Here is a 25,940-nt window from a genome sequence, read left to right on the forward strand (position 1 = left end):
ACGTCTGTGATGGCGGGATATAAAGACGTATCGGGTCAGGCTGGAGTGGGTGCTGACTTAGAGTCAGTGGTGCAGCCAGTTCTTGTGATGCCGGAAATAGCTGACTTGCTGACGGGCAGCGATGGAGCGAAGGCGTTAATGGTGTCAGGGACTTCGTTGGGCTTTAAAGCGAATACGAACTTGTCAGTTGTGATAGAGAGTGACAATGGCGTTGACAGTATGCCTACGCTTGTTGCACCGGTGGCGACAGATGGCACCTGGTCGACGACGGCGCAGAACCTATCGGGTTGGAAGTCGGGCACTTTGACGATTAAGGTGAGTGGTAAGAATGGTGAGCCAGGTAAGCAGCAGACGGTGGAGGCTTCTCAAGACGTAATACTCAGCGATTAAGTAGCCATTATTTACATCACGAGGAAGTAAAAAGAGCAATTACATAGCTAATTGCTCTTTTTCTTTATAAATTAATTGTTTGCACTCAAAATAACTAATAATCATTAGGTCAATTTACCTTTATATATAATATTCATCATTAATATGGATTTATTGTTCTAGTCATATTGGTATTTTGAATTAATAAATGATATTAATAACCTTGGTGATTGGTATATCTTATTTCATTTAAAATACATATTTATTATTTTTGTTGTTTTATTTTTTTAATGTATTGGTTTGTATTTATTTATTTTAAATTCAAATTGAATTATGTTGCTCACTTCTAATTTTTCAAAAAAAACATTCTAAGCAATTTTTATAAATATTCATTAGTAATCATTTCTACTGTTCTAATAGTGAAATTTGTTTGTATATAAATCTATTTTTTATTTGTTTGTATATAGATCGCCGTTCTTATTCTTATTATCTCTGGTTATTTTGCCGCGTTGTCATTATTAAATCGAGAAATATACTTTAGCCACTTTTTTGCAACGTCACATCGGCACCATGTTGGTATACAAAAATATAGCTAAGTTTTTTCTCACGATCATAGTCATCCTGTCACTGAGTTCCTGCGGTGGTGGGGGCGGTGGTGATTCATCACCAAGAGCCAGAGACAAGGGAACGATATCTGGAATCGTTTTTGATGCGCCTGTCACTCAAGCTGTGGTTACTGCTTATGAATATCAAAATGGCAAAGTGGGGCGTAAACTCGGCTCAGCAACGACTTCTCCATACGGCGAGTACTCAATCGAAGTTGATGCATCGTCAATGCCTTTGTATATCGAGGCAAAGGGCGGGGCTTATAAAGACCCTTTGACAGACGACATTGTTGAGACGAGTGAAGGCAAGCCGATACGTATAGTCAGTGTGATTAACTACGGTGAAGGAAATGATCAGGATGTAATGATCACGCCTTTAACCTACATGGTAACAGGGCTAGCCGAATATAAGATCCAGAACGGTATTGAAGCATCGTCTGCAATTGATGATGCGTTAAACACCATAAACGCTATGTATGGGTTTAATGTGAACTCTGTTAAACCGATCGATATTACCCGAGGCGGAATTAGTGGTTCTGCTACTGAAGGGCATCGCTATGGTGCGTTATTGACGGCTTACTCTTCTTATGCTTATGACTTTATTGATGAAAATGGTAATGCGGGTAATGTATATAGTTCTTTGAATCTGTCCGATATTGGCTATCGAGATATTTCTGCTGATGGTTACCTCAATGGTCAAGAATTGGATAGAACGGGGTCATTTTCCGAACCCATTTATTTTGGCATAGAGGAAGTTACATCTGATACGTATACCAACCAAATGGCCGAGCATACGTTAGTTGTCGTCAGTGATCCAAACCTTAACGTTTCCAAAACACCTATTGATGATTACCTGGCGATGACTGAGCACCTTAATGCATTGGGAACAAATGGCTCTGCCGATGGTGCCATTCCAGAGCGTGAAGAAACAGTGATTGATGATCAACCTCCGGTCGCAACACGATCTGATGAAGGTGTTTTGAAAGGTATAGCGTCTATTGACGTAGCTCTAACTGATGCGGTGGGAGTAAAGTCGGCGAGCGTAACTTTAAGACACAAATTTGACGAAGGGGACAGTTGGAGTGAATCAGCCTGCTCTTCGACACCTAATGAAGGTGATATATGTTGGGTTGATGTTAGTGAGTTTGTTGAAGGAACAAGGGAAACAAGCCTAACCGTCTATATTGATACAGAGCAATTGGATCCTGTTGAAGTCGAGCAATCGCCAGAGGCATATTTGTTAATCCAAGCCACGGATGTTATGGGTAACAGCAGTGGCCTCCTATCAGGCTCAGAGATTCCATTTGAGTGGGACAACATTGCTCCAATCATTGAAATAACCTCAGCTGAAACTATTAATAGTGAGATGAAAACCTATGTCCTCAAAGGACTGGTCAAAGAAAACCCTGAATATTTGAAAGACAAAAACGTACATGTTTCGTTGTCTAATGGAGAACCAGAATCTTATCCTTGCACCAAAATCTTTGGAGATGAAATCTGGTGTGAATTTGAAACTATTGGTTATTTGACCGAAAATTTTGGCGACAAAGCCAACTTCAGAGTCACCACAGAAGACATTCACGGTAACGTTGGTGTTTTGGACTTTACATTATATAACGATAACACTCCGCCTACGATATATCTAACATACCCCAACAAGCTCTTTTACGTCGAAGATGAAGTGGGGGATGTGTACCAAATTGATTATTCTGATACTACTTACAATCATGAGTCAGTAGAAAGTGCGACTCAGTACTTAAAAGTGCTCTACGATTACGCTTCTAAAGGTTTGGCCGCCACACTAGGTGCCATTGACCCTGATCTTGAATTTACAGATTTCATAGGCCAAGACTTAGTTGATCAATCCGTACCATACGTGTCTGCGACGATAAGTGATCAAAGTGATGGGGAAACGTATGGCTCTTCAGCGGAAAATTTGACGTTGAGAGTGAAGTATTATTCCAAAAAAGAAGGCGACGAGGAGTATCGCTATCACTATACCGCAGAGCAAGTCGCCAGCGACGCTGTGGAAGGTGAGAACAAAGGGATTCCTTTCGAAAAATTAGAATTTGAAGATGATAATACCGTACCTCGTATGACGTACATTATTCCCTATGTTAAAGAAGTACTAGGGCTGACCTATGGGGATAAAACATCGGAAGACATCCAAAAATTGGTTATCTCGGTTTTGGATGCTTCTGGCAATGAAAGTGAGCCGGAAGAAGTCTACTACCGTACTTCATTTGACATGCCTGAAGTGACGGTCGTTACTCCGTTTATTGATGCTCAGGTAAGGTTAGAAGGTTTAAGCTCATCTGGTTCCTTCAATTATTTGAATTCATGTGACACAGTACAAGTTGATGGTCAAAAGGATGTAGCGAGTTGTACAATTCCTTACGACTCGTCAGGTTATGAGTTCTTTAGGGTGTATTTAGGTAGCAAGAGTAATACACATTATTATCAATGGAGCCTAGACCAAAGTGCTTCAGTTTACATTCCCGCATCGGTCAATGTTGGAGCTTACTTTTCAGAAGTAGATAAAAATACTCTATACATAACAGAGTTTTCTAGCTACCACACAGGGCTATTTGATAGTCAGTGGAATAATTTAGACGGTGCTGACAAAACTGCAGAAAAAGCCCGCCTTATTCTGAATGAAGTCAATTCTGCCCTAGATACGCAGGAACGTTCAATGCTTGGGTTTGATCCTGTTACAACGGAGTATGCGACTAATCGAATGTTAAGTGCGCAACTACCCGATCCATTGACCGATAAGTTTATCTACCGTTTCTTACTGGAAAGCTTAACTAACATGGCAGAGGATAACTCGGCAACGAATTCGAGCACCTTTGACTATGCTTCCGCTTTTTATCGCGACTTGTCCTATGATGGTTTGGCTAATGGCGAAGACGCAAGCGGTCCAATAAAAATCGGTAACTACACACTATCTTCTGACACGTATCGCAATGAACTTGCTCAGGGCTACTATGATGTTGCGCATGGTATACACGGTGTAGAGTCCAAAGTAGCGTTAGAACAGGCCGACCACTTTGCGACAGCATATCCGGAGTTTGCCGACCAAAATGTTTTTGAAGATGAAGGTGGTAGTATCGATCAGCAGGCTCCCTCGGTTGTCGTTGCTCCAAATGATGTGCAAACACATGGATCATTTACAGAAGTAGGTAATGATACAGATTACAATATCGCTGGCATCATCCATTCCAAGGTAACGATTGAAGATATCGCAACAGTAAATGATCAACAGACCGTATTATCTGCCTATTGGATAGGTAACTCAAAAAAAAAGACGCCAACCAGTATAGAGTTTACTCTCAATGATGCCGAATCAACAGAGTATATAAAGGTCTACGACTTCATCATTAACTCTTTGTTACCCGAATATGATGGAGTCGAGAAATTTGAAATCGAAGCGACAGTCGAAGATGGAATTGGTAATAGCGAAGGCCCTTATATAGCATCAACCTATTATGTAGACAACGAACCGCCTGTTGGCAGTCTTACTACAGTGGCTCCTGAGCATCCAACTGAAGCAGATGATGTAACGGTAACACTACAGTTCGACGAACCAGTAACCGCGGTCGCTGCAACATTTGACGACATCGATATTGATTTTGGTGAATCTAAAGACTTCAAAGAGCTATGGACTGGAACAACGTCGGAAGTTATTTCACTCAACGCTGATGAGAATTCAAAAAAGTTAGTGGTGAGTGCCTATCACGATGAACTCAATAATATTGGTGAAGCGTTCTCGGAAGATGTCATCGTCACGCCAACTATCACCATCGATGATGTGACGGAAGACAACGAAGTGAACAGCGCAGATGATAACGTTAATAACATCAGCTTTAGTGGTTCAACGACAGGATTTTTAAAGGATAGTGAACTTTCAGTCAATGTGGTTTCAGACAAGCGCCCGAACATCGATAAGTTTGAATTCACTGAGGTCAAAGTAAACCAAGAAGGCATTTGGTCTATATCGAATCAAGATATGTCCAGCTGGGAAGAATCGGACTTCACGATTGAGGTGACAGGCCGAAATAGCGAAGAATCTGAGTATGTGACTGAAGAGAAGCCCTCCAAGTACGTTGATAGCATTGCCCCGGAAGTCATCCAATCTCAAATCTCCATGTCCGGTTCCGCGGTGACTTTACTTCCTGTTAATTCGGAAGAAGTGCTGATTGATGGGGAAATCGCGACGGTCACGTTGACCTTCAGTGAGCGAGTGAGTAAACCTGAGTCGCTCCTAAACGGACAACTCATAACCTTTAACCAGCCAGCCGATGGTGATGTTGCCAAAACTTGGATGGGGACGAGCCCAGAGCTTGTCCTTCCTGAGAGTGAATCGACATCGAAGCTAGTCGTTACAAACTACACAGACACAGCGGGCGAACCAAATTCAGGGGCTCCTTATGAGAAGACGGTTGACGTTAAACCCATCATCCTCATGCAGGACATTGAAGACTTAACGACCACCGAAGCGAGGGACTTTGTGGTATCAGGGACGGCGCGAGGGTTTGAGAATAGCGCTCAGTTAAGGGTAGTGGTTTCAAGCAGCAGCCCGCTTGGTGAGGACTTCAATGAGACAGTAGAAGTGACCAACGGGGCTTGGACGACGACGCCAAAGGACATTTCCTCATGGGAAAGCGGCACCTTGACCATCACGGTGGACGGCTCGAATGACGGTGGTCAGGCGGCGAAACAAGCGTCTCAGGAAGTCGTTCTAGAGGATGATATTGAGCCAAAGGTGAATGGGATTACCGTGAACTCAGGAGACCCTATCATCGATAACCAAACGGCCTTTGTCAGTCTGACCTTCAGCGAGCGCGTGGAGAATGTTGTTGCAGACGTTGGCGGTGTGGAGGTGCTGTTTACCTCTCGAAATGGGGCGAAGACGGTCTGGGAAGGGACCACGTCGGGTGTGGTGACGCTGAACGCCAATGAGATGTTCAAAACCGTGACCGTAACGGAATATCAGGATGCGCAAGGCAATAGCGGTGAGGAAGATTCAAGTGAAGCGCCGGTGAAACCCGTGATTGAGATTACGGACCGAGGTGACTCGATTGGTGAAGATGAGTCGAGTCGGGTGGTGATTTCTGGTACTGCACGAGGCTTTCAAGCGGGCGATACAGTAAGAGTCGTTGCTCAGTTGGCTGATGACCCAAGTAATTACAATTTTGATGAAACGAGAGTGGTCGCTGAAGATGGTGCTTGGGCGACTTCAGAGCAAAACATTCGTGACTGGCCAAGTGGGGATATTAATCTCACGGTTATTGGTCAGAATAATAATGGTGTGGAGGCGGATAACGCAAAAGACACTATTATCTACGAGGATGCCACGCCTCCAACAGTTGATGGTGAGATAGTCTTTAGTCCAGAATTTCCTGTGGATGGTCAGAACGTAACGATTACGGTGAATTTCAGTGAGCTAGTGACGAATGTGACGGCGACTGTGGGTGGTGTGGCAGTGAAGTTCGAGGGTAACGACCCCGCCCAGCAGTGGGTAGGTGAAACAGAGGGGCCGGTTACGCTATCGTCCAATGAAGACACGATTACCGCGGTGGTTAATAGGGGCTATCATGACCTCTCGGGTAATGAAGCGGGCAGTGATAAAGAGACAGCAACTGGGGTGAAGCCAATCATCCTTCTCTCGGACATTGAAGACTTAACGACCACCGAGGCAAGGGACTTTGTGGTATCAGGGACGGCGCGAGGGTTTGAGAATAACGCTCAGTTAAAGGTAGTGGTTTCGAGTGACAATCCAGTTAATGAAGGTGAGGAGCTTAATCTTACCGCGCTAGTGAACAACGGGACTTGGACGACGGCACCAGAGGACATTTCATCATGGGAAAGCGGCACGTTGACCATCACAGTGGACGGCTCGAATGATGGTGGGCAGGCGGCGGAACAAGCGTCTCAGGAAGTCGTTCTAGAGGATGACATTGAGCCAAAGGTGAATGGGATTACCGTGAACTCAGGAGACCCTATCATCGATAACCAAACGGCCTTCGTCAGCCTGACCTTCAGCGAGCGCGTGGAAAATGTTGTTGCGAATGTTGATGGTGTCGATGTGACGTTTATCTCTCGAGATGCGGCGAAGACGGTATGGGAAGGGACCACGTCAGAAGTGGTGACGCTGAACGCCAATGAGATGTTCAAAACCGTGACCGTAACGGAATATCAGGATGCGCAAGGCAATAGCGGTGAGGAAGACTCAATTGAAGCGCCCGTGAAACCCTTGATTGAGATTACGGAGCGAGGTGACTCGATTGATGAAGACGAGTCGAGTCAGGTGGTAATTTCTGGTACTGCACGAGGCTTTCAAGCGGGCGATACGGTAAGAGTCGTTGCTCAGTTGGCTGATGACCCAAGTAATTACAATTTTGATGAAACGAGAGTGGTCGCTGAAGATGGTGCTTGGGCGACTTCAGAGCAAAACATTCGTGACTGGCCAAGTGGGGATATTAATCTCACGGTGACGGGTACGAACGCTAACAGCCAAGAGGCGAAGGATACGTACACCGTTGCCTACGAGGATGTCACGCCACCAACAGTGACGGAGGAGATAGAGTTTAGTCCAGAATTCCCTGTGGATGGTGAGAAGGTAACGATTACGGTGAATTTCAGTGAGCTCGTGACGGATGTGACGGCGACTGTGGGTGGTGTGGCAGTGAAGTTCGAGGGTAACGACCCCGCCCAGCAGTGGGTAGGTGAAACGGAAGAGGCCGTTACGCTGTCGTCCAATGAAGACACGATTACGGCGGTGGTGAATGCGGGTTATAAGGACCTATCGGGTAATGAAGCGGGCAGTGATAAAGAGACAGCAACTGGGGTGAAGCCAGTACTGTCTCTAGATACCGTGGAAGATAACAATCAGATCGACTCTCAAGAAGCTGAGCATGTTGTTATCCATGGAACAGGCATTGGCTTCGCTGGAGATTCGCAAATGATTACCGTTACAGTGACCTCGCAAAAAGAGTCATCTTTTAATTGGCAAGAAACTGTGTCTATTTCTGAAGATGGAGTTTGGACTACAAACAGTAATGGTCAGGATATGTCCGATTGGCCATTAGGGTTCATTACAGTAGAAGTCTCTGGCTCGAACCAAAAAGGGATAGCCGCAGAGTCTGTGTTGAATGATAAGGTATCTATTGTGGATACCTTGCCCCCAAACGTAACGAGGGTGGAATCTCTCACGCCATCTGAACCTGAGTTTGATAGTACAGTGAGTTTAACCATCAATTTTGATGAACCTGTGAAAGAGTTGTCAGGGACCTTTGCTGGCGTGCCGATGAATTTCACTAAAGTCAGTATGATTGGCGAGCTATCTGATCAGTGGATGGCAGAAACGGGAAGTAGGATTGATTTGACGGCGGGCAGTGCGACGGAAGAGTTCGTATTGAACGCTTTTGAGGATGCTTCAGGTAATGCCGCAGTGCGAGAGTATAAAGAATCGTTTTTTGTTAAACCACTGATCGAAATCGACTTAGTAACAGGCGATAACGTTATTGAATCAGACGAAATTAGCGAGTTTTATATCACAGGGCAATCCAAAGGTATCGAACACAATGGCACGCTAACCGTGAAAGTTAAGCGGAACTTTAGTACCAAGCTTGATGAAGTTGTGACAGTAGAGTCAGATGGCTCTTGGTCTACCGGAAAGATCAATGCTTCAAGTTGGAACACCGGAGACTTTAATGTTCAGGTAACAGGAAAGAATAATGGAAATGTGAGTGCAAACGAAGCGACTCAAACAATTACCGTTCAATAATGACTAACCTCACCTGAGATAAAAAAGAGTAAATACCCTGCGTATTTACTCTTTTTTATTAGCCTTTTTCGCAAGAAAGCTGGTTTCCCGATTGCGCCGTCATTGAAATTTTACTTTCATTCACTGCCTTCAATTTCCATTTTTCGGTTACGGTAGGAAAAAGTTTATCAGTGATAACTTTCTGCAATTCTTCAGGCGAGTTGTCTGAAAAAGTAGTTTCCAGCTTATCAATCACTTCTAGTAACGAAGCGTTGCGTTTCATCCACTTCCCGCTACTGAGTATGTTGACGTCATAAGTGATGTCGGTGTCTAAATTGGTTATTTTCAGAAGTGACTCTTTTTCATAGTGTCCATCTTCGAAGTAATGGACGTTGTCACTGTACTTGAGGTTAACGAGTTCGATGGTTGATTCTGCGGAGCATTGCCACTGACCAGAGATGTCTTGTTCAAACTTTGGTGTGGTAACGCAGCCGGATATGGCAAGCGTAGCGGTTAGAATAGATAGCGATTTCATGATTTTAATATTCCGACCCAATACATCAGTGGAAGTGTGTTGGTATTTGTATTGATTATTTATTTGGTGGAATTCTATCAGTATTGGTTATGCTGATCGATATTGATAAATCACAAATCTATCAAATGGTTAGTCGTAAAAAAGCCAACCTTACGGTTGGCAAAGAAGTTACAAAGGACAAATGGTTAAATCGGCTTTGTGGCCGAATTCAGCCAATTCTGGGTATCTGAATCCAAATATGGGCTGAGTTGTTCTAGGCATTGTTGATGGTAAGTGTTGAGCCAGTGAACTTCGTCTTTCAACAGCAACGATTTATCCAACATGTTAGTCGCAATGGGCGCTAAAGTTATGGTTTCGAAACCATAAAACGTCCCAAACTCGTTTTCTTCCAGTTCAACCACTTTGAGGATATTCTCAATGCGAATCCCGTATTGATCTTGACGGTAAACGCCCGGTTCGTTGGTGATCACCATCCCCGGCTCTAAAGCAACTTCTGCTGGGTTTTGAGAGAAGTTCTGCGGCCCTTCATGGACATTCAGACAGATGCCAACGCCATGCCCAGTACCACATTTGTAATCTATACCGTGTTGCCACAGAACGCCGCGTGCCATGATATCCAAATTAGCACCAGTGGAGCCTTTCATAAAACGGGTTTGGGTGAGACGAATCACGGCCTTGAGCACTAAGGTGTAGTCTCGACGTTGTTGTTCCGATGGTTGACCAAAATGGAAAGTGCGGGTTATGTCTGTCGTCCCCCCTAGATATTGACCGCCTGAATCGACTAGAAAGAACTGGCTTTCATCAACGCGGTAATTGCTCTTATCGTCGGCAGCATAGTGCATTTTCGCACCATGCTCGGCGAAACCAGCAATGGTTCGAAAGCTCTCCCCAATATAGCCGTTAATTTCCTTGCGATATCCCATTAAGGTTTGTTCAGCGTTGAGCTCTGTCACCTTACCGCTGGGCACTTGTTCGTCTAGCCATTTCATAAACCTGACGACGGCGGCGCCATCTTTGCGTAACGTCTCCTCCATGCTGGCAAGCTCATTGTGATTCTTACGTGCTTTCATAGCAGTGACTGGGCAAGCCATATTGAGCAAATGTACTTGAGAAGGAATGTGACTGATCAACAAACTGTCGGTGTTTCTGCGATCATGAATGAGTACTGAATCAGGAGTGATAGCCGTTAACGTCTTGCTAAGCTGCGTGTAGTCTTCCATCTCTATGCCGTGCTCGGTCAGAGTAGCGAGCACGTCAGTTGTCAGCTTTTGCTTGTCGACAAAGAGTTGGCATCTCTTAAGGGTAATCAGCAAATAACTTTCAGAAATTGGACAGTATAGGGTGTCGCCGCCGCGAATATTGAGCGCCCACATTACATCATCAAGAGTGGAAACGAGCAGGGCATCAGCCGCTTTTTGCTCGAGTACGCGACGAATTCCTGTGATTTTTTCACTCGCTGTTTGTCCTGCAAATTCGAGTGGATGATTGAACAAAGCCGCGCTCGGTCTTGCAGGGCGGTCGGCCCATATTGGGCTGATCAAGTCCTGATCAAGTACCAGCTGTATCGACTTGGCTTTAAAGGCGGCTTTCAACTCCAGATAAAATTGCTGGCTGATGCTCCGTCCATCAACACCTACTCGACTGTTTTGCTCTAAACTGCTTGCAAGATACTGTGCAATGGTAGGAGTTTCAGGTAAGCGGGCTTTAAACAAGGCTAACCCCGAGCCCTGTAATTGCTCGGCAGCTTGGATATAGTAGCGTCCATCTGTCCACAGGCCGCCAGATTGTGTCGTGATGACGGCGTTACCCGCTGAGCCAGTGAAGCCTGAAATCCACTCTCTTGCCAGCCAGTAATCTGCCGAATATTCGCTGGAGTGCGGGTCATTGTTTGTCACTATGTAGGCGTCAAATTGGTGCTCAGCCATTTTCTCGCGCAGAGCATTAAGGCGCTGAGGAACGGTCGTTAAGGTCATGGGTTATAAGTTCCTATTTGTGTATGAGTACAGAAAATCTGATGGTCTGAATGTCCGCTAAGTGTGGGCTTTTGTTGAGCGCACTGGTCACTGGAGTCCGGGCAGCGCGTTCTAAACACGCAACCACTTGGCGGATTGAGAGGCGAGGGAAGGTCGCCGGGCAATAGCTGAACGTTCCTCTGTCTTGCCAAGGTAGGGTTGGCAACCGGGACCGCAGATAACAAGGCTTTGGTATAAGGGTGATGAGCGTCATCAAAGACTTTGTCGTATCGACCAATCTCCATCGGCTTACCCAGATACATCACCATGACTCGGTCACTGATGTGGCGCACCACGCTAAGATCATGAGCGATCATCACCATGGTTAATCCCATCTCTTGCTTAAGATCATCAAGAAGATTGATGACCTGCGCCTGAATAGAAACATCCAGTGCACTAACGGGTTCATCACAAACCACAAGATCGGGCTTGAGAATTAACGCTCTGGCAATCCCAACTCGCTGACATTGCCCGCCTGAAAACTCATGGGGGTAGCGGTTACGCTGGCTGGCTAAAAGACCGACTTTATCCATCATTTTAATCACGCGATGCTCCACTTCTGAGCGCGACAGGCTGGGCTCGTGAGTCAATAGAGGCTCGGCAATACACTCTGAGATCGTGAGTCTAGGGTTGAGGCAGGCCGATGGGTCTTGAAAGACCATCTGAAACTCACGCCGCTTATCGGCGAGTTGATGTTTCCCCAACGCTAACAGATCTTGCTCTTTCCAATGCAACTGCCCGCTTGAAGGTTCAATGAGCCTTATTAGCGCCCGCGCCAGTGTTGATTTACCGCAACCCGATTCGCCAACAATACCGAGTGTCTCGCCACGATAAACATCGAGGTCGATGCCATCCACCGCTTTGACCACTTTGCGCTTACTCGGCAGGAAGTGTTTGTTGATGTTAAAGTGCACGCGCAAATCACGCGCTGAAAGCAATACTTGCTGTTCCATTTCGCTCTCCTATGCTCGACGCGCTATCTGACTAACTGCCTGAGGTCCATTAACATGACAAGCCAGAGACTGATGTTGAGATAATGACCGAAATGGTGGTACTGACGCGTTACATTCTGGTCGATATTGATTACAGCGCTCTTTAAATGGGCAGCCTTTACGTTCTGTGAGAGCGCTCGGTGGGTTACCGGGAATGGTGGGAAGCCTGTCCATATCTTTAGTGATGGAAGGGATGGCTTCGAGTAGGCCTTGGGTATACGGATGAGCAGGATGGTTGAACAGAGAATCTGTATCCGCTTCTTCCATCTTCTGCCCACCGTACATAACCAACACCCGGTCGCACATCTCAGCAACCACGCCCATATCGTGCGTAATCAACAAGATTGCCGTGTGAAATTCAGACTGCAGATCGCGTAATAGAGAGAGAATCTGCGCTTGTACCGTCACGTCCAAAGCGGTGGTGGGCTCATCAGCAATCAGAAGTTCCGGCTTACACAATAAGGCCATCGCGATCATCACACGTTGTCGCATGCCACCAGACATCTCGTGAGGGTATTGAGCCATACGTGTGGCGGCGGAAGGGATCCTGACGGCATCAAGCATGGTGATCGCTTCGCGGTTTGCCTCACTGCGGTTCATGCCTTTGTGAACCATCAACACTTCGGCAAGTTGTTTACCGACTTTCATAAACGGGTTCAGCGATGTCATCGGATCTTGAAAGATCATGCCGATTTTTTCCGCGCGGATGTGGTTAAGCTGTTTTTTGGACATGCTGAGTAAATTCTCGCCATGAAAACTCGCTTGACCAGAAACAATACCGTTATCGGCAGTCAACCCCATCAAGGCAAAAACGGACTGACTTTTCCCTGATCCAGACTCACCAACAATACCCAGTGTTTCGCCTTTGTGGATGTTGTAGGACAGATTACTGACGGCATGAACTTCACCATCAGGCGTTTTGAAACGCACATTCATATCTTTGATCGTTAAAATACTCATGGGAGCTCCTTAGCGATCTTTAGGGTCGAGGGCGTCTCGCAGCCCGTCACCGATGAAGTTGAAGCAAAACAGGGTGGCGACTAAGAATATGGAAGGGAACATCAGTTGCCACAAAGCCACATCAATGGTCTTAGCGCCTTCCGCAATCAGAATGCCCCAGCTTGTATCGGGCGGCTGAACGCCGAGTCCGAGAAAACTAAGGAAGGATTCAAACATAATAAAACCGGGTACCATAAGTGAGGAGTACACCATCACAATGCCCAGGACGTTAGGCAGTACATGGCGGCGAACGATAGTGAAACGGGAGACACCAATGGAATGGGCGGCTTCGATAAACTCACGTTTCTTGATACTAAAGGTCACGCCGCGAACAACGCGGGCAATCCCGAGCCAAGACACCATGCCAATCACAACAAAAATCAGATAGATGTTGTTGCCGAACAGGGTGACAAACAAAATGACCATAAACATGAAGGGTACTGAGTCGAGTACTTCAATGATTCGCATCATCACACTATCGACCATACCTCCGATGTATCCGGATAATGCTCCCCAAGCCGTGCCGATAATCACGGCAACCAGTGCGCCCATAAACCCGACCATGATTGAGAGACGCCCACCTTGCATGGTGCGGGCAAAGATGTCCTGACCAAGATCATCGGTACCAAAGTAATGACCTGAACTAAACGATGGTTTACCTAGCTCATAGGGATCGACGACGACATTCCAGTCAATCTCATCATGGCCGAATGCCGCGACCTGCGGGCCAAAAATGATGCATACGATGATAAACATCAAGACATAAACCGACGTCATGGCGGCGCGGTTTTTACGAAAACGTGTCCAGGCATCCTGCCATAGACTCCTGCCTTCAACCGCTTCAATCTGAGCACTCATTTGCTCTGTCAGTTCCGTGGCATCAATGCGTTTGGTTAACATAGCGACGCTCCTAAATTCGAATGCGTGGGTCGATGATGGTGTAAAGGATGTCGACCACCAAATTGAAGAAGATGGTCAAAGAGGCGACGATCAGCGTTATGCCCATCACCAAACCGTAGTCGCGGTTGAGGGCACCTGAGACAAAATGCTGCCCCATGCCGCCAGTGCTGAAAAAGATGTCGATGATGACCGAACCTGTTACTACCGCGACGAAGCTGGGGCCGAGCATGGCAATGATAGGAATGAGTGAAGGGCGAAGCGCGTGATGAAACAGAATGTAGCTGGTCGACAGGCCTTTCGCCTTTGCAGTGCGGATGTATGGCTGATTGAGCGTCTCGATCATGGCACCGCGCATCACGCGCGCAATGCTGGCAACGGATCCAATCGCCAAGCTCAGCACGGGTAAGATCAAGAAAGAGAGCTCACCCCCTTCCCACCCACCGGCGGGTAGCCAACCGAGTTGAATCGAGAAAATCGTGACTAACACCGGAGCCAACACAAACGCTGGGATGACCACTCCGGTCATTGAAAGTGACATAAGTAAATAGTCAACTTTTCCATTGCGGTTCAAAGCAGCGATAGTGCCAACTAACATACCTAATGGCACAGAGATGCAAAACGAGATAACACCAAGGATCGCCGACACTGGCCAGGATTGAGCAACAAGCTGAGTGACGGTGAAATCCTGATAGACAAAGCTTGGGCCGAGATCGCCTTGAAGGAAGTTGGTGATGTAAATGAAAAACTGAACCAGAAAGGGTTCGTTCAAGTGAAATTTGGCTTCGATATTTGCCCGTACCACTTCTGGCATTGGACGTTCCATATCAAATGGGCCGCCGGGCGCGATATGCATTAACCAAAACGACACCAGTGCAATAAACAGCAATGTGGGTATGGCAATCAGGCAGCGGCGCAATATGTACAACAACATGACATTTCCTTGCGTAGAAAAAAGCCCGTAGCCTGTGCTAGGGATAAGTGACAGGCTCGGGCAAACTCGGGTTAATGTGCTTTCACATAGACATTTTTGCGGTAGTAAGAGGATTCTGGATTGGTACGCTCATAGCCACCAATGTAATCCTTGATCAGGTATTGATCGTTGCCATTGCGATACATAGGGATGATCGCCATGTCCTGAATCAGAAGCTTTTCCGCAGCAATGTATTCCTGTGACGGGTCACTGAGGCTTTTCGATTCAGCCATCAGGCGATCATATTCTGGGTTGTTGTACTTTGAGTCATTGTATTCACCGGTCGAGACAAAGATGTCCAGCCAGGTTGAGGCTTCGTTATAGTCAGCCGTCCAACCACCACGGTTAATGTTGCCCGGATCTTTCAGCGCATAGAATACCTTTGGCTCAAGTTGCTTAATTTCGACTTGTGCGCCTAACACACTTTTCCACATGCCCGCCATCGCGGTGGCCATTTTGACGTCTTTAGAAAAAGTCGGCACGGTGAAAGTGAGCTTAAGTGGATTACTCTTGCTGTAACCGGCCTTTTTAATCAGCGCTTTAGCCTTGGCGTTACGTTGTTGTTGAGTCCAAGTTGCGAATTCTGGTGTGTGAGATTTGAAACCATCGGTTTGAGGGGGAACCAGAGTGAACATTGGAATGCCGCCATTTTTGGCGATGGCTTTTGTGATGATGTTTCGGTCGATTGCGTAGGAGAGTGCCTGACGGACACGAAGGTCTTTGGTCGGGCCCTTAATGGTGTTGAGATAGTAGAACGTTGAGCCAAGTGATGCGCTGGTGTCCGCCACTTGCTCTGGATATTGTTTTAGAAGCTTGTTCTTTTGAGCCGCGGGAATCGACAGAGCTTGGTCAATTTCGCCGGCTAAGTAGCGGTTTAGTGCAACATTGGCATCTCCGATAGGTAGCCAAGTGATTTGGTCAAGTATGACGTTGTCAGCATCCCAGTATTTCTCATTCTTTGTCATCACCATTTTTTCGTTTACTTTCCACTCAGACACAGTGAAAGCGCCATTGGTGACGATGTTTTTTGGCTGAGTCCACTCGCTGGCGTATTTTTCTACCGTGGCTTTGTGAACTGGTGCAAGGACAGGGTGGCTCAGAAGTTTGATGAAGAAAGGTACCGGCTTTTCTAATGTCACTTCAAAGGTGTGATCATCAATGGCGCGCACGCCTAAGGTGTTAGCTGGTGCTTCACCTTTCATAATCTTGGCGGAGTTTTTGATTCCGGGAATCGCAGCAAACCAAGCATAAGGTGACGCGGTTTTCGGGTCGATAAGGCGCTGCCAGCTATAAACAAAATCGTGTGCCGTTAATGGGTCACCATTCGACCACTGAGACTGACGCAACGTAAAGGTGTAGACAGTGTTGTTGTCATTCGCTTGCCAGCTTTCAGCGATGCCGGGAATGGTTTTGCCTTGCTTATCCTGTACTGTCAGACCTTCAAACAAGTCTCGCCCTAGATTGAACGCTGGCTCTGCGGCCTGTTTTGCCGGATCAATTGAAGTGACCTCAGCTCCATTGTTTAAAACAATCTCTTGTTTTTCAGCGAGCTGCGTTCCTGATGGGTATGGTTTGGCGAGAGCATTGCTGGCAAATAATGCCGTTGCAATAGCACTCAGTGCGATCAGTTGTTTTGCTTTCATAGCTTCCTCGTAATGTCCTTATCGGATGAAATCCCTATCATCTGAAGGGAGGGAAATCAGACACTCAAAACGACCGGATTGGCGAGTACTGCACAGAGTGAAAGGGATAGAGAAAATGTATATTGTATAAAATCTTTCAACAATCGATATTTAACATTGTTGTAACAAGGTGGCAGTTTCAGAGACTTGTGGTCTTATAAAATGAGACTGAGCGAAAAATGAACAAATGAAAGTCTGAGAATGAATCCAGAGTCACAGAAAGTTGATGAAAATGATACGTCAAACTCGCTCTGGCCCTAGCGTCTGCGGAATTTTGCGGAAACCTGTTTAAGTAGCTCCCCATCTATCTCTGGTAGTCCGTCCGAGAAATAGATCTGCTGGCCGGGCGTCATTCGAAACAGCACATTGGTGAACTCACCCTCTTCGTTGGCGCAATTCGCCGCGTGCATTTCACTGACTTTACGATCCACTTCCTGTTCGAGTTTGAGCCTCTGCTCTTGGGTCAAACGCACTCTGGCCTGACAAACTTGAGAAAGGGTTGAGTCGTCCATCGAGATTGTTTCAAAACGGCGCTTGAATAAGGTATCGAGTGCAGTGCCTTCTTCCATGATAAATCGCCTGCCAGAGCGATACACGATCTTGTCGCCGTGCGCTTCCATATAGCCAAGGATTTCAGCAATGCTCAGGTAGAATCTCAGGCTGGTATCTGAGAGTTGGTACTGATCGGCAATTTGCTGCGGTGTTTGGTTACGTGAGGTGATGAGGTAGATAAAGTCGAGAAGGTAAGGGTGTTCAACAAACAGAGCGTTTTGCTCATCAGAGAGGAACTGCTCATTGTCTCGTTGGATCTGCACCGCCAATTGCGTCAGTTCCATCAGATCACTATTGAGGTGGTTGGTGTACATCAGGATCTTGTCCAGACCCAATGAAGGATTATGCAAATGCCGCTTTATGGTCGAAAGCGGCACCCCAGTTTTCTCAGACAATTCGCTATAGCACAAACCTTCGTTTTTGATTTTCTGGCGGATGGCAGCCAGCAAAAATTCTGGTCCTATATGCATGGGTTTCAGCCCTGATTGTTTTGGCGCTCGATAAGCAAGTTGCGAATATCAGCACCTGCTTCGAGGATGTGTTTTTTCAGCATGTATTTCGCCCCTTCAATATCACGGTTCTGGCACATTTCCAGCAGGGCGATATGCTCCTTGTCGGCTTTGACGATGCCTGATGTAAACAGAAGCTGCATACGAATATAGCGGTCACACTTTGTATTCAGGTTGTAGATCACATCCATGGTTTCTGGCATTTCGGCGGGCTCATACAAGGCTTTGTGCAACTCATAGTTGTAGTTGCTCCACTCTTCCACTTCATCTCCGCGGCTGACAACATCTTCAAATCGCTGACGAATTTCATTCGCTTTAGCGAGATCTTCATCGGTCATTTTCTGGATAGCACGTTCCAGAATAAAGCATTCTACGACGGCGCGAAGTTCAAATAGCTCATCAATTTTCTCAGGTGATAGCTCGGTAACGGTGGCGCCTTTATGCGCCTCAAACGCAACCAGTCCTTGTGCTTCCAACTGCATCAGAGCTTCACGCACAGGAATTCGGCTGACGTTGAACTCTTTGGCGAGGGCATCTTGACGTAGGGGTTGGCCCGTCTTTAATTCCCCTTTGAGGATCTTGGTTCGGATCGCTTCTTCGACCAACTGCGTTCGAGTTTTAAAAACAGGTTTTTGCGACATCCAAGTCTCCGCTCACATCATTCTTATTCAATATTTTATTCAATATACCATTAGCGTCCGGCATTGCGACCCTTGCAGCCGTTCACCTGTTTGTTTTTAGGGATGGGTCAAAACAAAAAGGTACCAGCTGGTACCTTTTTGAACAGTGACTACTGACCATCTATAGTCCGACGCACGTTAAGTGGGTTTGCTTGCTGCAGAGCCTGAGGCAATAACTGGTCCGGCATGGACTGATAAGCGACCGGACGCAACCAACGTTTTATCGCTTCCGCCCCCACTGATGTGCTCGCAGGCATGGTTGAAGCTGGGTAAGGACCGCCGTGCACCATGGCATAGCTGACTTCAACCCCGGTGGGCCAGCCATTAAACACTAAGCGACCAGCGACTTCTTCAAGCTCAGTCACCAGTGTCGCTGCGAGTGCATAATCTGCTTCTTCTGCCTGAATGGTAGCCGTCAGGCTTCCGACCAGATTTTGGCTCAACTCAAGCATGTCTTCGATGCTTTCACATTTGACGATAATGGATTGAGGACCAAAAATTTCTTCCTGCCATTGTGGGTTGCGTCGCCACTGTTCACTGGTGGTTTCAAATAGATACGCGGGTACACCTTGTTCAGGCTGGGATTGGGTGAGTGTCAGCCCTTGCTCGCGAGATCGCAGCTCACTTTGTTGCAGGTAACCCTGTTTGATCCCTTCTGTAAGCATGATCTGCCCAGGCTGGTTTTGAATCCCTTGGCGTACCGACGACAGGAATTGCTTGCCAGCGTTATCATCGACGATGAACACCACCGCAGGCTTAGTACAGAACTGACCGCAGCCCATGTTCATCGACAGCAGGTATTCTTCGGCTAAAGACTGACTATGCTGCGCCATACGTTGGGGCAGGATGAAGACAGGGTTGGAAGCGCCCAACTCACCGTAAAACGGAATTGGCTCTGGGCGCTGCTGCGCAATATCATAAAGTGCACGTCCGCCAACAATCGATCCGGTAAAGCCGACCGCCTTGATTTTAGGATGAGAAACCACGGACTGGCCTAACTCATGGCTGGTTCCTTGCAGCAGAGTAAATACCGCTTGAGGCAAACTCATCTCATTCAATGCTTTGGCAATACACTCAGCGACTTTCTCACTGGTGCCAGGGTGTGCCGGGTGCCCTTTGACGATCACTGGACAACCCGCTGCCAATGCTGATGCGCTATCCCCGCCGGCCGTGGAAAAAGCTAGAGGAAAGTTAGAGGCACCGAAAACCGCAACCGGGCCAAGAGCAATGTTCTGACGGCGAATATCCGGTTTTGGTAGTGGCGAACGTTGAGGATCTGCGGTGTCGAAAATCGCTTCCTGCCACAAGCCACTTTCTACGACATTGGCGAACAACTTAAGCTGCGCAGTTGTACGGCTTAGCTCGCCATTAAGTCTTGCATGCGGCAGTGCTGATTCAAGATGAGCTCGTTCCACAATACCTTCTCTGGCTTGCTCCAGTTGGTCGGCGATACAGTGTAACAGCTGAGCTCGAATCGCTGGGGAGGTTTGGCGAAATGATTTAGCTACCTCAGCCGCGGCATTGGCCGCAAAGTCGACATCAGATTGCTGATGCTCTGGAAATTGTCCTTCCAATACTTGCTCGTTTGCAGGATTGAGGGCAGAAAAAGTGCTGGTTTTATTCATGGTTGTGTCCTGTTGATCTTGGGCTATTTAAGTTCAAATCCAAATGCATATGGGTCGTCATCATCCACCCAGATGGTGTTGTGTCCGGTAACCTGCGCCCAGCCTTCAATACTGGGTAAGATGGCAGCTTTCCCATTGACTTCCGTAATGCCTTCGATGCGGCCAGTAAACAGACTGCCAATGATGCTTTCATGAATAAAATCATCACCTTGCTTTAGTTTTCCTTTAGCGTGCCATTGTGCCATCCGGGCGCTGGTACCTGTGCCACAAGGGGAACGATCGAGTGCTTTCTCACCATAGAAGACAGCGTTGCGAGCGGTAGCTTGGGGCTGAGTTGGTGAGCCAGTCCAGAGTACGTGTGAGACACCACATACTGTTGGATCGTCGGGGTGGATGCATTCAACGGCATCGGATACGGCTTTACGTACCCGAGGGCTAAACATCAGGATTTCGTCCGATGTGTAATGCTCCAGCCCCAGATAGTTTTCCTGAGGATCAACGATAACGTAGTAATTACCGCCATAAGATACGTCAACGGTGATCTCGCCAAGGCCTTCCACATCGACGGTGACATCTTGATGAGCGAGATAGGCAGGCACATTGAAGATCTTCACAGAAGTGATCTTTTCGCCATCGCGTTGATAGTGCACTTCTATTTGACCTGCTGGAACGTCAAGGATTAGTCGGCCTTCTTCTCGTGGAGTAATCAATTTTTGTTCTAATGCTGAGGTGACTGTGCCGATAGTGCCGTGTCCACACATAGGCAGGCAACCACTGGTTTCGATAAACAAGATCGAAGCATCAGCGTTTTCGCTACAAGGTGGCAGGACAACAGAACCAGACATCATGGCGTGACCGCGTGGCTCAAACATTAAGGATTGGCGGATCCAATCATAATGCTTAAGGAAGAACTGCCTTTTCTCACTCATTGTCTCGCCCTGCAGTGGCGGTACGCCACCCGCAACCAGACGCACTGGGTTACCACAGGTGTGTGCATCAATGCAGAAGAAGGTTCCTTGTCTCATTTCTCGCTCCTTGGATACGAAATTGGTTGAACTGCTTTGGATGAATGTTATCGTGATGTTAAGTATATTTTATACAATTTATTTTTTGAAACGTGATAAGGAGCAAAATAAATGGTGAACAAAAATTCCTCACAAGCGCAAAAAATTGCGGTCATTGGTGGTGGTATTATTGGACTTTGTATTGCGCTCAAGCTGCAAATGAATGGCGAAAAAGTCACGATATTTGAAAAAGACAATGCGGGAGAAGGATGCTCCAAAGGCAACGCTGGCCACTTCGCAACGGAGCAAATTTTTCCATTAGCAACACCGGCACTTATCCCGCAACTTCCTAAGATGTTATTGAGCCCATCAAGTCCGGTTTCTATCCGTTTTCAAGACATCCACAAAACGCTGCCATGGATGATTCGCTTTCTGATGAAAGCGAGAAAATCAGCCACTGAACACGCGACTCAAGCATTAACTGAACTCAATCATTCGGCGATGGAAAGTTGGCAACGCTTGTTAGAAGAGATTGGGCTGAGTCATCTAATTGTGGATGAAGGCTCACTACTTGTTTTCGAAGATTCTCAGCTATTTTCGGCTTACCAATCCACTTTGAATGCCATGGATGAGCAAGGAGTGAGTTATCAGGTTTGGGATAGAAATACGGTACGAGAAAAAGTGCCTAAACTTTCTCACTCGGTGAATCACGGTGTGTTCTTTCCAAAAACCTCACATAGCTTGAGCCCTTATGATATGTGCGTTGAGCTTAAGTCTTACTTTCAAGGCTTATTGGGGGAGTGGAGCAAAGGGGAGGTCGAAAACATCCAAGAAAAGGACGAGAAAATTGTCGTCACTGTTCAGGAACGTTCGCAGAGTTTTGATAAGGTCATTGTTGCCACAGGGGCAGAATCCGCTTCCCTGGTTAAGCAAATGACGGGAATAAAAGTGCCACTACAAGCGGAACGCGGCTACCATCTAATGATGCCAGATCTGGCGAAAACTCTGCCGTTTCCGGTGAGCTCAGCCGACAGAAAGTTCATCATGACGCCCATGCAGAATGGGTTGAGATTAGCGGGTACTGTCGAGTATGCCGACCTGAATTCACCAGCCAATATGCGCCGCGCAACCATGCTAAAAGATCTCGCGAAATCGGTGCTTAATCCAGAATGTAATCTGGAAAATACAGGAACATCCTGGATGGGAAATCGACCTTCATTACCGGATTCTTTACCTGTCATCGACAGCCTGAAAAACGGAAAAATGCTGTTTGCTTTCGGTCATCAACATCTGGGGCTGACTCAAGCGGCGGTGACTGCAGATTTAATTGTTCAACTTCATCGTGGCGAGCAACCACATATAAATTTAGCGCCATTTTGCCTAAATCGATTTGGCTAAAAAATTTTAAAATTTAATATTGTATAAAATATACTGTCGTATTATGTTAATAAAAAGTTAATGTGAATTTGGTGCCTAACAGCGGTATTCAGGCGTCTGAAAAATTCGGGTTAAACCTGATAAGACAACAACAAAGGAGCACAACATCATGTCAAGCAAGACATTTACACCACTGGCTTTATTGATAGCCATAACGCTGTTAGGTACGGCTGGTTCTGCCGTGGCGGGGGATAAGTTGACGATCGTTTCATGGGGAGGCGCGTTTACAAAGAGTCAGGTGGAGGCCTATCACAAGCCATACATTGAGAAAACTGGGGTCGAACTGGTGTCCGAAGACTTCAGTGGCGGCTTGGCGGAAATCAAAGCCCAAGTAGAAGCGGATAACGTTCGTTGGGATCTGGTGTCTTTGGATAAACCCGATATCGTTCGCGGTTGTGCGGAAGGGTTGCTCGAACCCGTTGATCCAAGCATTTTGCCAGCGGGCGCAGATGGTACTCCAGCGCAAGAGGATTTTATTCCCGGTGCGATCCATGAGTGTGCAGTGAATACCATCGTCGTATCTACAGTGCTTACCATTAACGAAGATGCATTCAAAGGTAAGTCGGCGCCTACCAAGCTAGTGGATCTTTTCGACTTGCAAAAATACCCAGGCCGACGTGCGTTACAAAAAATGCCACAGGGCAATTTGGAATGGGCACTGATTGCCGATGGTGTAAAGCCGGAAAATGTGTACCAGATGCTGGAGACTCGCGAAGGCCGACACCGCGCATTTGCCAAACTTGATAGCATCAAGCCTTACGTGGTTTGGTGGACGACAGGCGCACAACCGCCTCAGATGTTGGCTGATAAAGAAGTGATCATGGCATCAGCGTTTAATGGTCGTATCCATAGTGCGACAGAAGAAGAAGGCCAGCCGTTCAAAATCATCTGGGATCATCAACTTGGTTATATGAATGGTTGGGCGATTCCAAAAGGCAGCCCGAATACCCAACAAGCCCTAGATTTCATTAAGTTTTCTTCCGGGACTAAGCCATTGGCCGATCAAGCGAAGTACGTCGCTTATGGCCCAACCCGCAAGTCATCCTCTGCGCAGATCAGCCCAGAGATATTAGCCAGCCTGCCAACCGCACCAAACAACTTTAAAACGGCCTTTTTGATCGATGATGAGTGGTGGTCTGACTATGCCGATGAACTCAACGAAGAGTTCAATACTTGGCTACTTAACTAACGTGCAGGTCAGAGGCTGTGGCCTCTGACCATTTCTGGAGGATCTATGATTAATATCGACGCGCAGCAAATCGTCAATTGTCTTTCGATGCGAGGACTTATCGAATCGATGCGCCAAACCTACACTGAGCAGGCAACCATTCCGCAGCGTCGAGTGATGCCGCTTGAAGACGGTAGCTATGACGCATTTGCTCTGCTTCCTGCATGGAGCGAGTCGCTGATCACCGTTAAAGCGTTCACGTATTTCCCTAACAATGCTGAGCAAGGCAAAGACAGTCTGGCGTCGAAAATTCTCGCTTTTGATCGCGCTAACGGTGAGCCGCTTGCGCTACTCGATGGCAAAGTGTTGACCTTCTGGCGCACAGCGGCGGCGTCAGCGCTCGCGGCGGATTATCTGGCCAGACAAGATGCAAGCAGGCTGCTGATTTGCGGCACTGGAAATCTCGCCCCATACATGGCGTGGGCGTACGCAGCAGTACGACCTTTGAGCAAGGTATTGGTTTGGGGACGCGATGAAGCAAAAGCTCGTCAAACGATGGATGAGATTTTATCCGCTAGCGAATATCAAGCGTTGCCTGATTCAAAACGTTTTAGTGTTGAAGTGGTTGACTCCGTTGATCAAGCGCTGAGTGAAGTGGATATGGTGACGTGTGTAACAGGCGCGAGTCAGCCGCTGTTTAATGGAAGCAATGTTCGAGCTGGCACACACATCGATCTGATTGGCAACCACGACAAAGACAAACGAGAGTGTGATACGCAAGCGGTCACTCGCTCCACAGTGTTTGTCGACAGCAGAATCAACGTACTGGCGGAAGCCGGCGACCTATTGATCCCTATTGAAGAAGGTGTCTTCAGTGAGCAACAGATAAGTGCGGAACTGCCTGAACTGTGCAGTGGGCGCCATGTTGGCCGCGAAGACTCACAGCAAATCACACTCTATAAATCCGTGGGCAGTGCGCTGGCGGATTTGGCTGCTGTGAAGTTTGTTTTAACGCAGAAACAGGTTTTTTAACTCTGAGTGGCATGACTACTCATCACGTGGTTTCGGCCGCTATTTTAAATTGCATACAATATACAAGTGGAAGGTTATTGATGAACGTAGATTGGAAAGGTGTATACCCGGCAGTAAGTACTCAGTTTCGCAAAGATCAGAGCATTGATTTAGATGCGACACAAACGGTGATCGACAATCAGATTAATGATGGTGTCAATGGCATTATCTGCCTTGGAACCGTGGGTGAGAACTGTGCGCTGTACCCGGAAGAAAAACGTCAGGTGCTTGCAGCAGCACACGAAGTGGTTGCAGGTCGAGTGCCCCTGATTGCGGGCACTGCGGAGTCTATTACATCAGCATCAATTGATTACATGCAGGATGCACAAAAGATAGGAATCGACGGTTGTATGGTGATGCCTGCCATGGTGTACCGTACTTCAGACAGTGAAACGGTCGATTACTATTCCACTTTAGCGCAAGCGACTCCGGAAATGCCCATCATGATCTACAACAACCCGGTCTCTTACGGCGTTGACGTTAACCTAGATTTGATGGAGAAACTTGCTGAGTACAACAGCATTGTTGCGGTAAAAGAGTCAACGACAGACACCCGCCGCATTACCGAGCTCTACAATCGATTTGATGACAGATTCACAGTGTTCAGTGGCGTAGATGACATTGCACTAGAGTCGTTGATGCTGGGCGCTACCGGTTGGATCTCTGGTCTGACGAATGCTTTTCCAGAAGAGTCGGTAGCGATCTATAAGTTAGCCAGCCAAGGGCGCTACGCGGAAGCGCTGGAAATTTACCGCTGGTTCCTGCCTTTGTTGCGTCTGGATACGATTCCGACTCTGGTTCAGTGCATTAAATTGGCTGAACAGGTTTGCGGCCGCGGATCCGAGCAGGTTCGAGCACCTCGACAGAATCTAAAAGGAGAAGAGCGCGCCAAAGTGATCGCTATGGTTGAGCACGCCATTGCTACGCGTCCGGACCTGACTAAATACCAACTTTAACTCTAAATTGGGCGGTTTAAACCGCCCATTTAATCCAGTTACGTAAGCGGCTTATGAAGATGTTAAACCCTTTACTTAGCTGGATTGCTTTCGCATTTACAGCAAC

17 protein-coding genes are annotated in these 25,940 nt (G+C 47.1%); 6 read left to right on the plus strand and 11 right to left on the minus strand.

Annotated features, from left to right (window positions below; translation table 11 throughout):
• Both QMA41_RS21585 and QMA41_RS21590 read left to right on the plus strand, forming a co-directional pair.
• On the plus strand, positions 1 to 390 hold a 390-nt coding region (locus QMA41_RS21585; protein ID WP_281630575.1), incomplete at its 5' end, for a hypothetical protein.
• A gap of 528 nt (positions 391 to 918) precedes the next feature.
• Positions 919 to 8,763, plus strand: a complete 7,845-nt coding sequence (locus QMA41_RS21590; RefSeq protein ID WP_281630576.1) for a tandem large repeat — start codon at positions 919 to 921, stop codon at positions 8,761 to 8,763.
• A 58-nt stretch (positions 8,764 to 8,821) separates the two neighbouring features.
• Here QMA41_RS21590 and QMA41_RS21595 read toward each other — a convergent pair whose 3' ends face one another.
• The 11 genes from QMA41_RS21595 to QMA41_RS21645 form a co-directional block, all read right to left on the minus strand.
• Positions 8,822 to 9,277: a hypothetical protein gene (locus tag QMA41_RS21595; RefSeq protein WP_281630577.1), complete on the minus strand. Its 456-nt coding sequence runs from the start codon at positions 9,275 to 9,277 to the stop codon at positions 8,822 to 8,824.
• 185 nt (positions 9,278 to 9,462) lie between these two features.
• A complete protein-coding gene (locus QMA41_RS21600) occupies positions 9,463 to 11,250 on the minus strand; it encodes an aminopeptidase P family protein (protein ID WP_281630578.1) in 1,788 nt (595 codons plus the stop codon).
• Positions 11,247 to 12,242, minus strand: coding sequence for an oligopeptide/dipeptide ABC transporter ATP-binding protein (locus tag QMA41_RS21605; protein ID WP_281630579.1), 996 nt, complete (start codon positions 12,240 to 12,242; stop codon positions 11,247 to 11,249). Before QMA41_RS21605 ends, QMA41_RS21600 begins: the two co-directional genes overlap by 4 nt.
• A 9-nt stretch (positions 12,243 to 12,251) precedes the next feature.
• Positions 12,252 to 13,241, minus strand: a complete 990-nt coding sequence (locus QMA41_RS21610; RefSeq protein ID WP_281630580.1) for an oligopeptide/dipeptide ABC transporter ATP-binding protein — start codon at positions 13,239 to 13,241, stop codon at positions 12,252 to 12,254.
• Between the two features lie 9 nt (positions 13,242 to 13,250).
• Positions 13,251 to 14,180 carry an ABC transporter permease subunit gene (locus QMA41_RS21615; RefSeq protein WP_006960247.1) on the minus strand — a complete coding sequence of 310 codons (930 nt, stop codon included), beginning with the start codon at positions 14,178 to 14,180 and terminating at the stop codon, positions 13,251 to 13,253.
• Between the two features lie 10 nt (positions 14,181 to 14,190).
• Positions 14,191 to 15,111, minus strand: coding sequence for an oligopeptide ABC transporter permease OppB (oppB, locus tag QMA41_RS21620; RefSeq protein ID WP_281630581.1), 921 nt, complete (start codon positions 15,109 to 15,111; stop codon positions 14,191 to 14,193).
• Positions 15,112 to 15,182: 71 nt separating this feature from the next.
• On the minus strand, positions 15,183 to 16,793 hold the full coding sequence (locus QMA41_RS21625) for a peptide ABC transporter substrate-binding protein (protein WP_281630582.1): 1,611 nt from the start codon (positions 16,791 to 16,793) through the stop codon (positions 15,183 to 15,185).
• A 296-nt stretch (positions 16,794 to 17,089) separates the two neighbouring features.
• Complete coding sequence (locus QMA41_RS21630) at positions 17,090 to 17,854, minus strand: transcriptional regulator (protein WP_281630583.1); 765 nt, start codon at positions 17,852 to 17,854, stop codon at positions 17,090 to 17,092.
• A 5-nt stretch (positions 17,855 to 17,859) separates the two neighbouring features.
• Entirely contained in the window at positions 17,860 to 18,534 is a 675-nt protein-coding gene (locus QMA41_RS21635; RefSeq protein ID WP_019274401.1) for a GntR family transcriptional regulator, read from the minus strand.
• Between the two features lie 149 nt (positions 18,535 to 18,683).
• Positions 18,684 to 20,198 (minus strand): aldehyde dehydrogenase (NADP(+)), encoded by a 1,515-nt coding sequence (locus QMA41_RS21640; protein ID WP_281630584.1) that lies wholly within the window; start codon positions 20,196 to 20,198, stop codon positions 18,684 to 18,686.
• A gap of 23 nt (positions 20,199 to 20,221) precedes the next feature.
• Positions 20,222 to 21,223: a 4-hydroxyproline epimerase gene (locus tag QMA41_RS21645; protein WP_281630585.1), complete on the minus strand. Its 1,002-nt coding sequence runs from the start codon at positions 21,221 to 21,223 to the stop codon at positions 20,222 to 20,224.
• Positions 21,224 to 21,334: 111 nt separating this feature from the next.
• Here QMA41_RS21645 and QMA41_RS21650 point away from each other — a divergent pair, with 111 nt between their 5' ends.
• The 4 genes from QMA41_RS21650 (at position 21,335) to QMA41_RS21665 (ending at position 25,834) form a co-directional block, all read left to right on the plus strand.
• Positions 21,335 to 22,600 (plus strand): FAD-dependent oxidoreductase, encoded by a 1,266-nt coding sequence (locus QMA41_RS21650; protein WP_095561712.1) that lies wholly within the window; start codon positions 21,335 to 21,337, stop codon positions 22,598 to 22,600.
• Positions 22,601 to 22,748: 148 nt separating this feature from the next.
• Positions 22,749 to 23,828, plus strand: a complete 1,080-nt coding sequence (locus QMA41_RS21655) for a polyamine ABC transporter substrate-binding protein (protein ID WP_281630586.1) — start codon at positions 22,749 to 22,751, stop codon at positions 23,826 to 23,828.
• A gap of 45 nt (positions 23,829 to 23,873) precedes the next feature.
• A complete protein-coding gene (locus tag QMA41_RS21660) occupies positions 23,874 to 24,839 on the plus strand; it encodes an ornithine cyclodeaminase family protein (protein WP_019275366.1) in 966 nt (321 codons plus the stop codon).
• 80 nt (positions 24,840 to 24,919) lie between these two features.
• Positions 24,920 to 25,834 carry a dihydrodipicolinate synthase family protein gene (locus QMA41_RS21665; RefSeq protein ID WP_281630587.1) on the plus strand — a complete coding sequence of 305 codons (915 nt, stop codon included), beginning with the start codon at positions 24,920 to 24,922 and terminating at the stop codon, positions 25,832 to 25,834.
• Positions 25,835 to 25,940 lie beyond the last annotated feature (106 nt).

It is taken from the genome of Vibrio sp. St2 (genome assembly GCF_947311885.1).
GTDB lineage: Bacteria > Pseudomonadota > Gammaproteobacteria > Enterobacterales > Vibrionaceae > Vibrio > Vibrio coralliilyticus.

Coding starts and splice junctions, on each gene's coding strand:
- QMA41_RS21595 (WP_281630577.1), bottom strand. CDS start 9,277: ATGAAATCGCTATCTATTCTAACCGCTACGCTTGCCATATCCGGCTGC.
- QMA41_RS21600 (WP_281630578.1), bottom strand. CDS start 11,250: ATGACCTTAACGACCGTTCCTCAGCGCCTTAATGCTCTGCGCGAGAAA.
- QMA41_RS21605 (WP_281630579.1), bottom strand. CDS start 12,242: ATGGAACAGCAAGTATTGCTTTCAGCGCGTGATTTGCGCGTGCACTTT.
- QMA41_RS21610 (WP_281630580.1), bottom strand. CDS start 13,241: ATGAGTATTTTAACGATCAAAGATATGAATGTGCGTTTCAAAACGCCT.
- QMA41_RS21615 (WP_006960247.1), bottom strand. CDS start 14,180: ATGTTAACCAAACGCATTGATGCCACGGAACTGACAGAGCAAATGAGT.
- oppB (WP_281630581.1), bottom strand. CDS start 15,111: ATGTTGTTGTACATATTGCGCCGCTGCCTGATTGCCATACCCACATTG.
- QMA41_RS21625 (WP_281630582.1), bottom strand. CDS start 16,793: ATGAAAGCAAAACAACTGATCGCACTGAGTGCTATTGCAACGGCATTA.
- QMA41_RS21630 (WP_281630583.1), bottom strand. CDS start 17,854: ATGCATATAGGACCAGAATTTTTGCTGGCTGCCATCCGCCAGAAAATC.
- QMA41_RS21635 (WP_019274401.1), bottom strand. CDS start 18,534: ATGTCGCAAAAACCTGTTTTTAAAACTCGAACGCAGTTGGTCGAAGAA.
- QMA41_RS21640 (WP_281630584.1), bottom strand. CDS start 20,198: ATGAATAAAACCAGCACTTTTTCTGCCCTCAATCCTGCAAACGAGCAA.
- QMA41_RS21645 (WP_281630585.1), bottom strand. CDS start 21,223: ATGAGACAAGGAACCTTCTTCTGCATTGATGCACACACCTGTGGTAAC.
- QMA41_RS21650 (WP_095561712.1), top strand. CDS start 21,335: ATGGTGAACAAAAATTCCTCACAAGCGCAAAAAATTGCGGTCATTGGT.
- QMA41_RS21655 (WP_281630586.1), top strand. CDS start 22,749: ATGTCAAGCAAGACATTTACACCACTGGCTTTATTGATAGCCATAACG.
- QMA41_RS21660 (WP_019275366.1), top strand. CDS start 23,874: ATGATTAATATCGACGCGCAGCAAATCGTCAATTGTCTTTCGATGCGA.
- QMA41_RS21665 (WP_281630587.1), top strand. CDS start 24,920: ATGAACGTAGATTGGAAAGGTGTATACCCGGCAGTAAGTACTCAGTTT.